The following is a 13,802-nucleotide window of genomic DNA, read 5'->3' as shown; positions in this document are numbered from 1 at the left end:
GTATCAGCGATACTGGCGAATGAAGTTGCGTAATTTAACGCCCGATACCAATTTAAAGTTTTGTTTATCGCTAGGCATCACATTGCGCCCGTCTTGCACCACTAAAAGTCCTTCGGGATAACCCGCGCCAAGGTTGGCACTGCTAATAGCAAGTCCATCAGTTTCCGACGCACCGTCAATACCCTTTTCAATGTCTGGGGCAATACGAAAGCTTCCCAACCAGCGCATGTCGTCATCGACTGCATAAACAGCGTAGCTATCATTTCCTTGACTCGATGCAACCAGATAACGTTGGCCATCGAAAGTATAAATTTCCATGCCCTCAATGTCTGCGTGTACTTTGTCATTCAGATCAGCCACTTTTTCACTAGGCAAGTTAATATCGGCTAAACTGCGAAGCCATATACCCGAGGCCTCCTCACCGTAAAAAAGCTGCTGACGTTGATCATCCGCCACGCAGCCTTCCGGTTGGCTCGGTACACTAAATTGCTCCATCAAAGATGCACCAAACTCACCATTATCCACACTAAGTGCATATCGCAAATAGGTACCATCTGAATCGTTGACCAACACCTCTAAGCCTTCCTTTGGCTGATAGAGACATAAGCCGTACACATCATTGAGCGGTGTAGGAAGATCAGCAAGATGAGAAACTTGGCGAGTCTTTACGTCAATGTTGAAAACACTAAGTTTATTACCAGTGCGATTACTCGCTACAGCAAGATCCACAGACTGTGTGCCAAAGCGCACCGACTGACGCACATCAACATTATTCACTTTGCCTATCGGCAGATGCTGAAGCCGCTCTCCGCTGAGATTGTACACATCTAATCCCGCCTTTTTATCGGTACCAATAATAAGGCTTTGTTCGGGATCATCATTATTTACCCAAATGGCTGGGTCGTCGGCGGCATCGCCAAAGCGTTGTACCGGGTCGGTTTGTCCATCTACCACCAATAGTGAAAGATCATCACGGACATAAGCCACAGGCTCAGCGTCGAAGGTAAAAACCTTACCTTTTTCATCCGTGACCTTAACACTATCTTTAGAGGTAAGTGTTATATCTATCGTATCTTCATTTAACGCTAAAGGCGCTAAGTGACGCACCAATTCAGATTCTGGTGCCAGTGATATTTGCCACACTCCCACGCCCTCTTCGGCCATGAAAACGCGACCAGATGCGTTATCTACAGTGCAATATTCAATTTCGCCACCAACGGCAAACTCTCTAATGGGTAAAAGCTCCCACTGTTTTGTTGCTTTGCGATAGAGGTAGTGCTGCTTTGCCATACCTCGCACATCAAAGAGAAATGCGCCGACACCCTGTTCGTCTTCAAACAAACACAGCGTTTCTACATCGGCCTGTGGTGATGAGGTGCGATACTTCTCTGACATTCGCGCACCATTATGTTCGTGACCGGCGTCTAACGTGCTCACAACTAGCGCCTGAGTGAGCGGGTCGATGTGAGCGGCGACGTGACGTTGCTTATCAATACTGTGAATGGCATACGTTTCAATATCGTCAGAAAAAGGCGCTGGCAAAGGCTGTGTAGATGCATAGCCCACATGGCAGTGCAGACTTAAAGATAGGGCAAGAAGCCCACTTAAAGGAAAACGGGGTAACATTACTTGTCCTTTTTTAAAGAGAGGGCATAGTGATAAATCACCTCTCCGCTATCATTTACAAATTGCACTAAGCACTTAGCGCTACTCACTGACACAACGGCAAAACCCGCCTGGGACTGGGCAAACTTCGTAAATTCACGCTGCTTTACGGGCCGAAGTTCAGAACCCGCCCCTGAAACAAAGTGCTCAACCTTCAAATCGGCGGCACGATTATGTTGAAGATCATGCTCGTGTCCTGCGAAATAGGCGTCGACACCATGCTTTTCGAACAATGGCTCGAGTACATCGCGAATACCGCTGGTTTTACCATAGCGTTTTCCACTTGAATAAAGTGGGTGATGACCAACAACAATTTTCCAGTCAGCATCAGACTCGCTTAACTGTTTATCAATCCACTTAAGTTGAGTTTCCCCGTCTTGCCGCATCGCCTCAGCATATTTATCTCTTTCCCGATATGCAGGATTAAGAGGGCTGGTATCAATAAACAACAACAAAGCGGTGATATCTTCTGAAACATCGACGTTTTTTACGTAATAAGGCGCGAGCATTTCCCAGCGTCGGCTTATTTCGCTGTAATCTATTTGCGCCTGCCAATTGCCGCGATAATCGTGATTCCCCAATACCGCATGCCAGTCGATGAACAAGTGCGGACCAGTGTAAACGTCTTCAAACGAGCTGCGCCAATAGGGGTCTTGAGTAGAGGCGATACCATTGCTATAAAAATTATCCCCCGTGGTTGCTACAAACTCTGCATCGACCTTTTGAGCGGTGATGTCCATCCACTTAGCCACTGTGCGTTGATGGTAGTGACCGTTGCGCCCCCAATCCCCGATAACCAAAAAACTAAAACTGTCATCTGATGTTTCAAGGCCCACAATAGGATGCTGCTGATAATATTCGCTGTTTATATTCTCTTGGCTTGCCAGCGAAAAGCTGGCAAGACAAAGAAAAACATGAACTGCAGTAAGGAAGCTTTTCAATTTCATGTTTATCTATTTCCCATTACTGCATGCGCCAAATGAAGCCAACTTCGAACGTACGACCATATTCCTCGAACTGCGCGTTGCGGTTGCGCTCGTCGAAGTAGTGATATAACGGTTCATCGCCTAAGTTAATGCCGTTAAAGTACAACTGCATATCATTATTTATGTAGTACTTGGCAACAAAATCAATTTGTTGGTGGTCGTCTTCAATACGCAACATGCCGTCATCAATTTCTTCTAAGTTGTCGCTTTTATAGGTCATGCTCAAGCGCAAACTCAGCGAATCAGTTTCATAACCAACGGCGACATTGCCGACGGTGTCTGATTGATTAGGCAAATTAGTTTCGAAACGCTCGCCATCTAAAATAGTCACCGCGTCTGAATTTGAAAATGTGCCATTTGCTGACAACAACAGACCATTATTAAAGCTCTTAACCCAGCTAAGCTCTAAGCCCGTTAACGTTGCCTCTTCACCATTAATAGGCTGAAACGCCTCTTCAAACCCTTCAAAAGCGCCAGAGCCCGCAACGTTCGCTTCCACGATGAAATTATCGATACGTTTGTGAAAAATGCCTGCAGAAAGGACGCCGATGTCACCTGGGTAATATTCAAGCATTAAATCAAAGTTATCCGCCTCATAGGGCAGCAACTCGGGGTTACCTACGCTTGCTTCACGCTCTATCACCTGTTCGCCGTCTTGAGTTCTCACGTTAGCTTCAATAATCTGAAACGCTGCGGCGTCTTCAAAACTGGGGCGCGAGAGGGTTTGGGTAAATGCCGCGCGGGCTATAAGTTTTTCTGAAAACGCGTATCGCAGATTAACGCTAGGGAATAAATTGTCGTAGTCACGTGAGGCATTGACTGGATCTATCGTTAAATCAAGACTGTCGGTGTCTTCATTTTCGGTTAACGATACCTGAGAGCCAGACGTGCTGTACGATGTGTTCTCATAACGCAAACCCGCGACCACACGCAACTTATCCCAGTCAAAACGCGTCATGACATAGGCGGCAAAAATATCTTCGTCGTTAGTAAAAGAATCTCCTTGAGATTCGATGCGAGAATCTAACTCCGCAAGTTCTAATTGCTCTCGACTTTGATTAAAGTTACTTCTCAGTGCACCGCGGTTAAAGCCCGGCCCAAAATCACCTAAGCCGTAATCGGGTGATGAAGTAGCAAACGACGCATTGTCGAAGTTATCAAAACCGCCATCAAATATGGCAATATCTGCTACCGCTGTTTTTTCTCGCGTGCGGTATTTCGACCCAAATTTCAGTTCACCGTCGCTGCCTAACCACTCTATTCGTTTGGCAATATCGAGACGGAAACTGAGTTCCGTGTCCTCAGCGTTTCCACGCTCAAGGCTCATTTGGTCAAGCTCATAATTGCTAAAATCGTTGAGCGAGGCCGGAATAGTGAGTTGTGGAATGCGCTGCTCAAGATCTCCATCAAGGCCAGTATCAGCGCCGGTAAAAACATAATAAAGTGCGTCTGGCTCGTCTTCATCAGAGCGCGAATAACCGGCCTGATAGCTAATCGTCCACGTATCACGTTCGTGCTCAGCACCGGCTGATATACTTAAAATACTTTGTTCTTCAAAACGGTCTTTGCTCTCGCGTTCTACTTCTGAATCTTCACCATCAAGCACATATACGTTTGCCTGTCTGAATTCATCGTCTGAGAAGCGGCTATATAGCGTACGAAGGTAATATTGATTATTAAAGTCTGGTCTATAATCAATATTCACTGCACCGCCAAGACGCTCACGGGTGATGGCGTAATGGCGTTGTTCAATTTCATCATCGCCATTGGTTTCAATGTTGTCCGAGCCGAATTCACGATCAAAATAGCTAAGTGCCGCAGCAATACCCCATTTATCATTAATTTTATGCGTAATGCTGCCTGCTAATTTAGGGCTTAATGCATCGCGCAGTTCGTTTTGACTTAACTGTGCCGTAAATGAGGCGCTGTCAGCTGCGCGGTCGAAGGCGCTCACGCTTTTAACTTCAATATTACCGCCAATCGTGTCTGCGTCCATATCAGAGGTGACCGACTTAGACACGGTTAAGCTGCTGATTAGCTCAGAAGGGATAACATCTAGCGCCACCGATCTGACACCGCCCTCGGGGGAAGGAATGTTAAGACCGTTGATAGTGACGTTATTTAAATTAGGGTCAATACCGCGAATTCCCACAAAACGACCTTCACCCTGGTCGCGCTCAATAGAAAGGCCCGGTAAACGTTGTAAAGACTCCGCAGCGTTCTGGTCAGGAAACTGACCAATTGCATCTGCAGACACTACCGAGGTGATACCATCTGACATACGCTGCTTATTAATGGCGTTGGCTTGCCCGCTTCGTTGTCCGCGAACCAGCAGTTCTTCTAACGTATCGCTTGCTGTACCCACCAATAATGTCACGTTAGTAATTTCGTCTTTCACCACTATCGTTTGTGTTGATGGCTGCGTGCCTAAATAATCAATTTCTACGGTATAAGTACCCGGCGCTATACGGGGAATGTTAAAACGGCCTTCTTTGTCAGCATAAACGCTTATACCAAGCTCTTTGATATCAATTTTTGCGCCGGCAAATAGCTTACTACTATTCACGTTAGTGACTTTTCCCACTAACTGGGACGACTCTTCCGCAAGTGCTTGCGGCGAAACAAATTGCATGGCTGCTGTGCAGGCCATAGCAAGGAGAGATAATTTTTTAGTGTGCATAACCGAGTTCTTTTGTGGTTGTGTGAAAGCCCCGTCAAAGTAGAGTTCAAAAATGACGTTTCCGTGACATTTTTTTGACTGGTACTGCTTACGGACCTGGTTATGCACGAATTCATTGAGAATTTTGACTTTTCTGAGCCAAAATAACCCCCACATATCCAATTGTTTTTAAAAGAAAAAAGACAATTTAGAAGGGTGTAACGCGGTAATATTTCGTTAAAGTGTCATATTTGTGAGCCAAAATAACGCTACGCATTAATTGCGGTTTGCGGTAAACAACACACAATAGTTTTCTTCACCACTAGGTAGTCATCATGCTTTCACATTTTACTCGACATCAAGGTTTGTTTCTGATGTCAGTCATTTTGCCTCTACTTGCATTTTTTATGTGCGTAGTAGCCGGCAATGCAGAACCTTCAAACATTGAATGGCTAGATGTGTTAGGAGAAGGAAGTGTAAGCTTGGTGCTCTTACTCTGGATACTAGCGCTGTTAATCAGCCGCCCAGCGGGCAAGTTAACTCACCTTTTGGTGATAGGGCTTAACCTCATATTGTTTTCGTCTCTACTGGATTTAATGGATGAGTTTATGGACTATTCTGCCTCATCAAATTGGATTTCGATGATGGAATCGATTCCCGCTTCTATCGGCATGGTAATGACTACGTTTGCAGTATGGCAGTGGCACAAAGAGCAACTAGCGCTTAATTCACATTGGAAAACTCGAGAGGGGTTCGTCCGTAATACTGAAGATCTAGACCCAATAACCCAACTTTACAGTGGCGAGCACTGGATGGAAAGAATGGAGCGAGCCATCACTCACACGTCCTGCAAGTTTAAAACCTTGGTATTGCTAGATATTAATGATTTTAGCCAGTTCAATTGTCATTACGGGCACGTCGAGGGGAATCGCTATCTGCGCGGGCTTGCGTCTATGCTATCCCTGTCATTACCTGAAAATGCTTTAGTTTGCAGGTTTGCAGGTGATAGGTTTGCCATACTGCTACTGCAAGATTCCGAGACTGCGACAACAAACTGTATTTCTCAACTCATCATAAGCATTCAACACTATGCTTTTTATCCTCAACAGAGTAATTCGCCTATTTGCTTAAGTGCCCGATATGCGTCAGAGCACATAGGTAATTTGAAGCAAATTCAACCACTAATACACAGACTCAATCGACTCTTAGATGACCAACATACCCATGCCGCCTAAGAGTAGTACTTTCGCTTCAAGACCTACTTTGCTTGGCGCTTCCGATAAGCGGCTTACGGCATGGCCATTGGCGCAGGCTATGATTGATGTTGGAGTTTCTCAGGGTATTTCAAGCGCATCTCTATTACGAGGCACGAGCCTTTTTCTCGAAGATGTTGCAAACGGCTCTTCCATGAGTGCAAGGCAGCTTTCTCAACTCAGCATGCGAGCACATAAAAGCATAAAAAATCGTGACGCAGGCTTGCAGATAGGTCGCATGCTAACTTCAAGTCATATGGTAGGTCCATTATCGCTGGTGTTACGATGTAGCAGCATGGAACATTGCTTTTCGTTGCTTCCCCAACTGCGATGGGGGTGCATGCCTCTTGTCCATTGGCGAAGCTATATTCACGACGATTCTGTATACCTTGTCCCGCAAAATACCTTTGGAGTAACTGAACAATGGCCTTTTTTAGTTGAAATAGCGTTTGCATGGATTGTATCTATCCTTCGACAAGGAACAGGAAAGCGGTTTCCAGTAAACATCGATTTCGCTTGGTCTCGACCTCGCAACATTTATGACTATGAAGAGTTCTTAGGCACGCGCCTTAGGTTCGACCAAGCCATTACCCTGATAAGAATGCCTCAAGAGGCATGGGAAACAGACTTTTTAATGGCTGACAACGATTGGATTACAACGGGTATGGCCCCGTTGAAAAAGCAGCCCATGTTTGCTCTCTCCGAACATGTACAAGATATGTTGCTTAAACAGCCAGATATAACCGCTGCACAAATAGCCGGCTCTCTCGCTATGAGTTTAGCCACATTTAAGCGTCGCTTAGCGGAGCACAATATGAGTTTCAAACAGCTTAGCGATGACATTCAAAAGCAGCACGCCCTAATGATGCTGCAAACTTGTAGAGCGAATACACAAGAACTCGCCGAAGCCTTTTCAGTAAGCGACACCACCAACCTGCGGCGTTTTATTAAGCGCTTAACAGGAATGACACTCACGCAAATACGAGACTCAATGTCTTAAATCAAAAACTTGGCAAGCATATTGTAAGTCTGTGGTCATAGAACGCAAAAAACGCTAAAACGACGAGAATTTGACTATGCGCTTACCTACCAAACAGCTAATTAATAAAATCGAACACCTGTCTAAAGACTTATCGCCTGCACAGCTAACCCACTTCCTCGACATTATTGACGCCATGACGGCGCTGGCTGAAGACGCAGCAAGGGTTGACTTAAGCGGAGACAACACACCAACTCCCAGTGTTCCACAACCCTCATCGGCTATTCATTAGGTTTAACAAGCAAGCACGTTCTCAATTTGGTTTTGCCAAATACTGACAGCGAACCAAAATCTTGTTTTAAGATAGGAAGATGCTGATAGTCTAAATCGGTATCTTCGCGATCATCAATATTGGCGTGAGAGGACCGGTCTAACCGATTTCCAGATTCGTCATAAAACCCTTCACTGCCATCAGGATCATGCAAGTACAAACAGCGGTCATCGGCATGGGTTATCACCACCCAATGGGGCGCCTTAATGCCATGGAACTGGTAAGTACTTATAAGGCAAATAACGCCATAGCCCTTGTTCAACGCCGTCTCAATTTCGCTGAGCTCAATTTCTCTTTGATATATCGGTATTTGGGCATTCGTCGCCCGCTCAATAAAGTCTTTCTCTACAATACGCATAATCGATTTTTTATGCTCGCTGCGCACGCCATCCAAGAACAGATCGTTTATTTGCGTGGAGTATACTTCAACATCGAACCCGCGCTGATGGCCAGCTAAAGCAAGACCTAACGGATGACAACCGCCGTGTCCTGACGTCATAAAAACAGTAGTAGCTTGACGCCAAATATCAATTTCAGTGGTTTGATCGAGCGGAGTACCGCTTCGCACATGCTTCATAGCCATCATCAACGCACTTGGGCCGCAGGTAAACGCCGTGGTCTGTTTGTACCACGGATAATGCTTCATAGCATTAGCCATATTCGGGTGTAATACAGGCTTTTGAAAACGAAGAGCATCTACACCTGTGGCATAGTATTGGCGATAAATACCAAATTTACGGTATCCCAACTTTTTATACATGCGAATGGCTGCAAGGTTATCTTCAGCAACCTCTAGGCGAATAAACAACTTTTCTGCACTTAACACCATTTCTTCTAGCTTAATCAGCAGCGCTGGAGCAATGTTTTGCCCCCTAGCCTTTGCAAGCACCGCCAGTGAATACAAGCGAGCAGAACGGCTGCCTCTGCGCAAAATAACCAGGCCATAAGCTAAAACCTCACTCTCGGTTTCAGCAACTAGCAATATACCGTGTTCAGCTTTTATCCAGTAGCGCATGCGCCTGCGTGAAAGCCTATCGCTATCAAAGCAGCTAAGCTCAATTCGCTCCAGCGCATCAAGGTCGCTAATTTCTGCCAAGCGCAAATTTACGGCAGCGTTAGTCACCACAGGCTCCCATTTGTTACTAACGCCCACGGGCTTCTAACCTATTAACAAACTCCTGCATAATGATCATATAAAGCTCTTTACCTAGGTATAGGTCTTCCACTTTTGCCTCAATACTAGGGTTGTCGTTTACTTCTATCACGTATACTTTGCCGTTGGCCTGCTTAATATCAACGCCATACAGGCTTTTACCTATCATTGAGCAGGCTTTAATTGCCGCATCTAACACGGGCTTTGGCACTTCAAAGGTTGGCAGAGTTTCAAACCCACCGGACGTATTGGTTTTCGCGTCATGGTTGTATATTTGCCAATGGCCCCTCGCCATGTGATATCGACACGCATAAATAGGCCGGCCATTTAATACGCCAATGCGCCAATCAAATTCGGTAAAGATATATTCTTGAACTAACACCAGTGCAGATTCGTTTAGCATGGTTTCAAGCTTATCTTTCAGCTCATCATTATCTTTTACTTTAAATACGCCCATTGAAAATGAGCTTTCTGGCAATTTCAGTACCATCGGAAAGCCAAATTCATCGGCTAGCATTTGGCACGTTGATGTCGTGTTGTCAGACACAAAGTGACTGCGTGGCGAAGGCACCTTGTGATAGCTAAACGCATCGTGCAAATACACCTTATTACAACATTTTAAAATGCTGGTCGCGTCGTCTATCACCACTAACCCTTCCTGCTCCGCCTTACGAGCAATATGATAAGTTGGGTGGTTAATGGCGGTAGTTTCACGAATAAATAGCGCATCATAATGAGTAATGTTAGCTGCAGCTTGGGCCGCATTTACTACTTCAGCGTTAATACCAACGAGCTTTGCCGCTTTAATAAAATGCTTAATTGCTTTAGCGTCGCTAGGCGGTGTCGCTTCATTTTCATTACATAAAATCGCCATATCCCAGCGGGCTTGCTTTTGCTTACTTCCACGAAGCCAGGTTTTTTCTACGTAGTGTTGAAGCGCATTAGCTAATGCCGATTTATCCTCAGCGTTAGCCGTACACCAATCGCCGAATGCTACCGTCATTACCGTAGCGCTCGATTGTTTACTTATCGAAACACGCAAAAAGGGCGCTGGAAAACGTTCGAAGGCAAACTTTGCGATTGCGCTCATTGACGCTTTTTTAGTTGTTCCAAAAAATACATCACAGCTACTGTCATCAATGGCTTCATCGCTCAACGATTTTGGTAGCGTAACGGTTTTCATTTGAAGCGACTGTTCTTCACTTTCAATAATCAAATTATTAATGGTATTCACGCTTGGCAGTACTTTGTGCGTGCGCGCTTCGGCTAACAATGAACAGTAATAGCCCTTACTTAAATAGCGGTCGGTTGCGCACAAATTGATAACGCGCATTTTGCCCTCCCCTCGCTTGGGAAATTGCGAAAGGTATTGCTCAAAATCAACCACTTCGCAGTTTTGAAAGTGCAGTTGATGAGCATCAGATAGTGAATCGACAACAATTAATGTTGTTATCATTTTTAATTCCAAATAGGTACATGTCGCACACTACGTGCGACATTGAGTTGATTGCGCGGAATATAGACTTTTTTGATGCTATATCAATGGATGGGAAGCAGTATTTAAATGAAATAATTTGTCCTTAACGGTCATATTATTTTGCTCGTATTTATCTCTATTACTCCTAAACTTTGAAGGCTAAATTGAACGATTACTAGGAGACTACATGAAGTATTTAACATTATTAGCAAGTCTATTCTTATCTACATTAGCCATAGCTCAAGAACGACCTGTAGCTGATAAAGAAATAGTTTTAGAGTTAAAAGCCTATTGTATGGAGCTTGCAGAAGATGAAGGCACAGACAATAAGTCGCTAAATGAGTACCTACTAGACTGTATTAACGAGGAACTAGAAGCTGAGGGATACCAACCCATCACTGTAGTGCCAAGTTAAACCACCTCTTCTTGATCAGCGGCTTAAGTGTCGCTGTTTGCCAACTTTTAAGGCCATAGTTGCAGTCAATAGTAAGGTTGCATCGCTTTGCTCTGGCGTTTATGATTTAACGAAAAATAAACAGTTAAGTAACAGCTCGCTAAAAATCTAGATAGCTATTCGCGCTGTATTTTCGTGAAAGGAGAAATTATGAGCTGGGCAAGTAAAGGGCTATGTACCGTTGTTTTTCTTACGTCACTTGCATTGGTATACGCCATGGGCCAAACCAATATCAATAATTTCAATAGCGTAAAGAATTCCATTGAGGAGATTTACGAAGATCGCCTTGTGGTTAACGGCATGATTTACGAGCTTGCTGGGTTCCTGCACGAAAAAGAAGTTGCACTTGCCTCTCAAAACTATGAGTTCTTTGCCAATCAAAACGCAAAAATCAACAAACAAGCTTTCGCCATTATTAACGCGTTTAAGAAAACCTACTTAACAGACTTTGAAGCCTTCACGCTAAATCACTTTGAAACCAGCTTTAATGAGCTTGTGGCGTTAGAAAAAGATATCCCATTCTCTGAAGACCAGCCAGCTGACTCCGCAGCCATCGCAACGCTTTTACTAGACCTTAAGGCATTAAATAGCGATTTAGATAAACTGTCTGATATTCAGCTCGCCGAAGGCAAGAACAAGTTAGCAATCAGCAAAAAAGCTGCTGAATCGATGAATACCTACCGTTCACTTGAGAAGTACTTTTTAATCATCACAGCAGTGCTTATCTTTATCATTATTTTACTGCCTTCGTCGAAGGAAAAAGATGAGTTTGTGTCTGAGTAGTTTTATCGCTGCGAGTTTAAAGCTGTTTAGTAGTTTCGGTGCGGTAATGGCAGCTTAAGGTTAGGCATTATAATTTCACACCCAGCTTCTCGCGCATTTTTTGTTTTTCTAGCTCAACTTGAGAAAAGAATTCTTTGAAGAAAGGATGACCGAGTTCATCTTTATAAGCATAACGCAGTGCGGGGATATCAAACCAAACAAGCATTGGCCTATACGAATAACTTTCTAACAAAGCCGAGGCTTGCTCATATTCCTTTGCAATAATGAGTAATTCTAATTCCCACCATTCGAGGTGGTAGAATTGATAAGATTCGGGATACTGTTTTTTGTATTTCCGCAGTACATTTAACGCATTCTGAACTATCTCAGTTGCTTTTTGGTTTTCACCCAACTTTTTTAATATAAAAGCATAACCAGCTATACTATGAATTTGCGACAAAGTATTTTCTGGTGGAATCAGTTTATAAAATCTCTTTCGCAATTCAGATAATTGTTCCTCTTTTTGTGCCCGGTCAAAAAATATCAATGCATATTTACTAGGTAGCTCAAAATGATCCTTTATTAGCATTCGCTCCCAAAGTTCCTCAACGTTGATAGCCGGTAGCTGATTGGGTGTAAAATAGGTATCAAAGTAAACATAAGTCGACCAAAAACTCTTACTATTCAAATCAATACTGCTGATCAGTGTTTGAACAGTCGAATGGTCCTCTAAAAGTGATAGGTGATATATGTAAGCAGAAGTGAATCGCTGATTCGGATTTTGCTCATAAAGCAATTTATATTCTTTAAACCCCGCTTCGAAATCCATTAAAATTGTATAGAAGTCAACACCTTCGGTAGTAGCAGTAGTAATGAGTTTTTTCGCTTTATCCGGCTCCAAGCATTTTAATATTAAGTAACGAATTTGATTTTGAAGCGTTTTTTCTGCGCCACTTATATCTAAATTACTGATATTCTCATTTATCTGCCCGCATGGCGTAAACGACAATACCATTGTGTATACATAACCTCCTAAAAAATAAGAATCATAAGGGTAAGCGCGAATAGCTTTGCGATATAATTGCTGTGCTTTAGTTACTGAATATCCAAAATCATCATATGTACCAGCTAAAGTGATCAGAGCATCTTTGTTGAGTGGGTCAATAGCGAGAGCGCGCTCTGCCATTGCAGTTCTGTCTTTCTCGCTCATACTAGCATTTTCTGTAAATGAAACCTCCATCGCGGCAACATACGCGCCGAGCCCCAGTATTGCCGGCGCATCCGGATATTTTTGAAGCAGTTCTTCTAATATGTTAATGGCTTGCTTTATGCCCTCGCTAGTTTCGCGGTTGGCCAATGCTCTAGCTTTCACCAATTGCTCCACCTCGATATAACTTAGTTTATCTAATGCAGCTGAATAGCGGTCGTCTTTATGAATAAGATTGAGTTTAAGTGCGGCAGCAACCTGATCACTCACTTCTTCTTGCAGCGTAAAAATATCTTTGAGGGTACGGTCAAAATTATCAGAAAATAAGTGGCTACCAGTCTCGGCCTCAATAAGCTGCACAGTTATCCTTAAATTGTTGCCGCTTTTTCGCACGCTACCCTCAATGAGATAATCTGCGTCAAGCTCACTGGCAATAATCTTTAGGTCTTTGTTTACGCCCTTATAAGCGAAACTAGACGTACGCCCCAGCACTTTTAGCTCGCGAATACGCACTAGCGTATTAAGTAATTCTTCTGTTAACCCATCAACAAAGATTTCTTGGTCGTCTTCGGTACTCAGATTTAAGAAAGGCAATACTGCTAAAACTTTGACTTCTTCTGCCTGCGAGTCCGCTTCAACGTTTTGCGCCAGAAGTTCGCTTGATGCAGCGGGCTCGTTTTCGTTGGCCAATTCACTTTGATTTTCAGCAGCAGACGAGACCGAAGCTGGCTTTGCTGTGGCAGGCGATGTTGAAAGCCATATTTTATCTACAGCAACATAAGCAATCAAAAGCACAATAAGCGTTACTAAAAGGCGATTTATTTTTTGTCCGGTTTCGTGTGCAATTGAAACTTCATCGGGAACTTTACGGGTCGG

Annotated in this window: 11 protein-coding genes; 5 read left to right on the top strand and 6 right to left on the bottom strand. The window is 43.9% G+C overall.

Annotation, left to right across the window (positions count from 1 at the left end):
- Window positions 1-3: 3 nt before the first annotated feature.
- From CW735_RS00850 to CW735_RS00840, 3 genes are read right to left on the bottom strand one after another with little or no spacing between them, the layout of a single operon-like run.
- Window positions 4-1,626 (bottom strand): phytase, encoded by a 1,623-nt coding sequence (locus CW735_RS00850; RefSeq protein ID WP_100970713.1) that lies wholly within the window; start codon window positions 1,624-1,626, stop codon window positions 4-6.
- A complete protein-coding gene (locus tag CW735_RS00845; protein ID WP_100970712.1) occupies window positions 1,626-2,612 on the bottom strand; it encodes a purple acid phosphatase family protein in 987 nt (328 codons plus the stop codon). Before CW735_RS00845 ends, CW735_RS00850 begins: the two co-directional genes overlap by 1 nt.
- A gap of 16 nt (window positions 2,613-2,628) precedes the next feature.
- Window positions 2,629-5,331, bottom strand: a complete 2,703-nt coding sequence (locus CW735_RS00840; protein ID WP_100970711.1) for a TonB-dependent receptor — start codon at window positions 5,329-5,331, stop codon at window positions 2,629-2,631.
- Window positions 5,332-5,645: 314 nt separating this feature from the next.
- Between CW735_RS00840 and CW735_RS00835 the strand changes: the two genes are divergently transcribed.
- From CW735_RS00835 to CW735_RS00825, 3 genes are all read left to right on the top strand, one after another.
- The gene (locus CW735_RS00835; RefSeq protein WP_100970710.1) at window positions 5,646-6,545 is read left to right on the top strand and encodes a GGDEF domain-containing protein; all 900 of its coding nucleotides are present in this window, start codon (window positions 5,646-5,648) and stop codon (window positions 6,543-6,545) included.
- The gene (locus tag CW735_RS00830; protein WP_100970709.1) at window positions 6,520-7,563 is read left to right on the top strand and encodes an AraC family transcriptional regulator ligand-binding domain-containing protein; all 1,044 of its coding nucleotides are present in this window, start codon (window positions 6,520-6,522) and stop codon (window positions 7,561-7,563) included. The genes CW735_RS00835 and CW735_RS00830 overlap by 26 nt, the downstream gene beginning before the upstream one ends.
- Before the next feature lie 76 nt (window positions 7,564-7,639).
- Window positions 7,640-7,834 (top strand): hypothetical protein, encoded by a 195-nt coding sequence (locus CW735_RS00825; protein WP_100970708.1) that lies wholly within the window; start codon window positions 7,640-7,642, stop codon window positions 7,832-7,834.
- Here the strand turns inward: CW735_RS00825 and CW735_RS00820 are convergent.
- Together CW735_RS00820 and CW735_RS00815 are read right to left on the bottom strand one after the other, a co-directional pair.
- Window positions 7,824-8,996 carry a GNAT family N-acetyltransferase/peptidase C39 family protein gene (locus CW735_RS00820; protein ID WP_232368339.1) on the bottom strand — a complete coding sequence of 391 codons (1,173 nt, stop codon included), beginning with the start codon at window positions 8,994-8,996 and terminating at the stop codon, window positions 7,824-7,826. The genes CW735_RS00825 and CW735_RS00820 overlap by 11 nt on opposite strands.
- 19 nt (window positions 8,997-9,015) lie before the next feature.
- Entirely contained in the window at window positions 9,016-10,482 is a 1,467-nt protein-coding gene (locus tag CW735_RS00815) for a RimK family protein (RefSeq protein ID WP_071978261.1), read from the bottom strand.
- 208 nt (window positions 10,483-10,690) lie between these two features.
- Between CW735_RS00815 and CW735_RS00810 the strand changes: the two genes are divergently transcribed.
- Complete coding sequence (locus CW735_RS00810; protein WP_071978260.1) at window positions 10,691-10,918, top strand: hypothetical protein; 228 nt, start codon at window positions 10,691-10,693, stop codon at window positions 10,916-10,918.
- A 189-nt stretch (window positions 10,919-11,107) separates the two neighbouring features.
- On the top strand, window positions 11,108-11,740 hold the full coding sequence (locus tag CW735_RS00805; RefSeq protein WP_071978259.1) for an MCP four helix bundle domain-containing protein: 633 nt from the start codon (window positions 11,108-11,110) through the stop codon (window positions 11,738-11,740).
- A 67-nt stretch (window positions 11,741-11,807) separates the two neighbouring features.
- Here the strand turns inward: CW735_RS00805 and CW735_RS00800 are convergent, their stop codons facing one another.
- Window positions 11,808-13,721, bottom strand: coding sequence for a hypothetical protein (locus CW735_RS00800; protein WP_157812629.1), 1,914 nt, complete (start codon window positions 13,719-13,721; stop codon window positions 11,808-11,810).
- Window positions 13,722-13,802: the final 81 nt, after the last annotated feature.

This window comes from Alteromonas sp. MB-3u-76 (genome assembly GCF_002831605.1).
Classification (GTDB): Bacteria; Pseudomonadota; Gammaproteobacteria; order Enterobacterales; family Alteromonadaceae; genus Alteromonas; species Alteromonas hispanica.
The sequence above is the reverse complement of the archived record's forward strand: the minus strand, read 5'-3'. Positions and strand labels throughout refer to the sequence as shown.

What these genes read in the sequence shown, in the direction of transcription:
- CW735_RS00850 (WP_100970713.1), bottom strand. Translation starts at nt 1,626, where the DNA reads ATGTTACCCCGTTTTCCTTTAAGTGGGCTTCTTGCCCTATCTTTAAGT.
- CW735_RS00845 (WP_100970712.1), bottom strand. Translation starts at nt 2,612, where the DNA reads ATGAAATTGAAAAGCTTCCTTACTGCAGTTCATGTTTTTCTTTGTCTT.
- CW735_RS00840 (WP_100970711.1), bottom strand. Translation starts at nt 5,331, where the DNA reads ATGCACACTAAAAAATTATCTCTCCTTGCTATGGCCTGCACAGCAGCC.
- CW735_RS00835 (WP_100970710.1), top strand. Translation starts at nt 5,646, where the DNA reads ATGCTTTCACATTTTACTCGACATCAAGGTTTGTTTCTGATGTCAGTC.
- CW735_RS00830 (WP_100970709.1), top strand. Translation starts at nt 6,520, where the DNA reads ATGACCAACATACCCATGCCGCCTAAGAGTAGTACTTTCGCTTCAAGA.
- CW735_RS00825 (WP_100970708.1), top strand. Translation starts at nt 7,640, where the DNA reads ATGCGCTTACCTACCAAACAGCTAATTAATAAAATCGAACACCTGTCT.
- CW735_RS00815 (WP_071978261.1), bottom strand. Translation starts at nt 10,482, where the DNA reads ATGATAACAACATTAATTGTTGTCGATTCACTATCTGATGCTCATCAA.
- CW735_RS00810 (WP_071978260.1), top strand. Translation starts at nt 10,691, where the DNA reads ATGAAGTATTTAACATTATTAGCAAGTCTATTCTTATCTACATTAGCC.
- CW735_RS00805 (WP_071978259.1), top strand. Translation starts at nt 11,108, where the DNA reads ATGAGCTGGGCAAGTAAAGGGCTATGTACCGTTGTTTTTCTTACGTCA.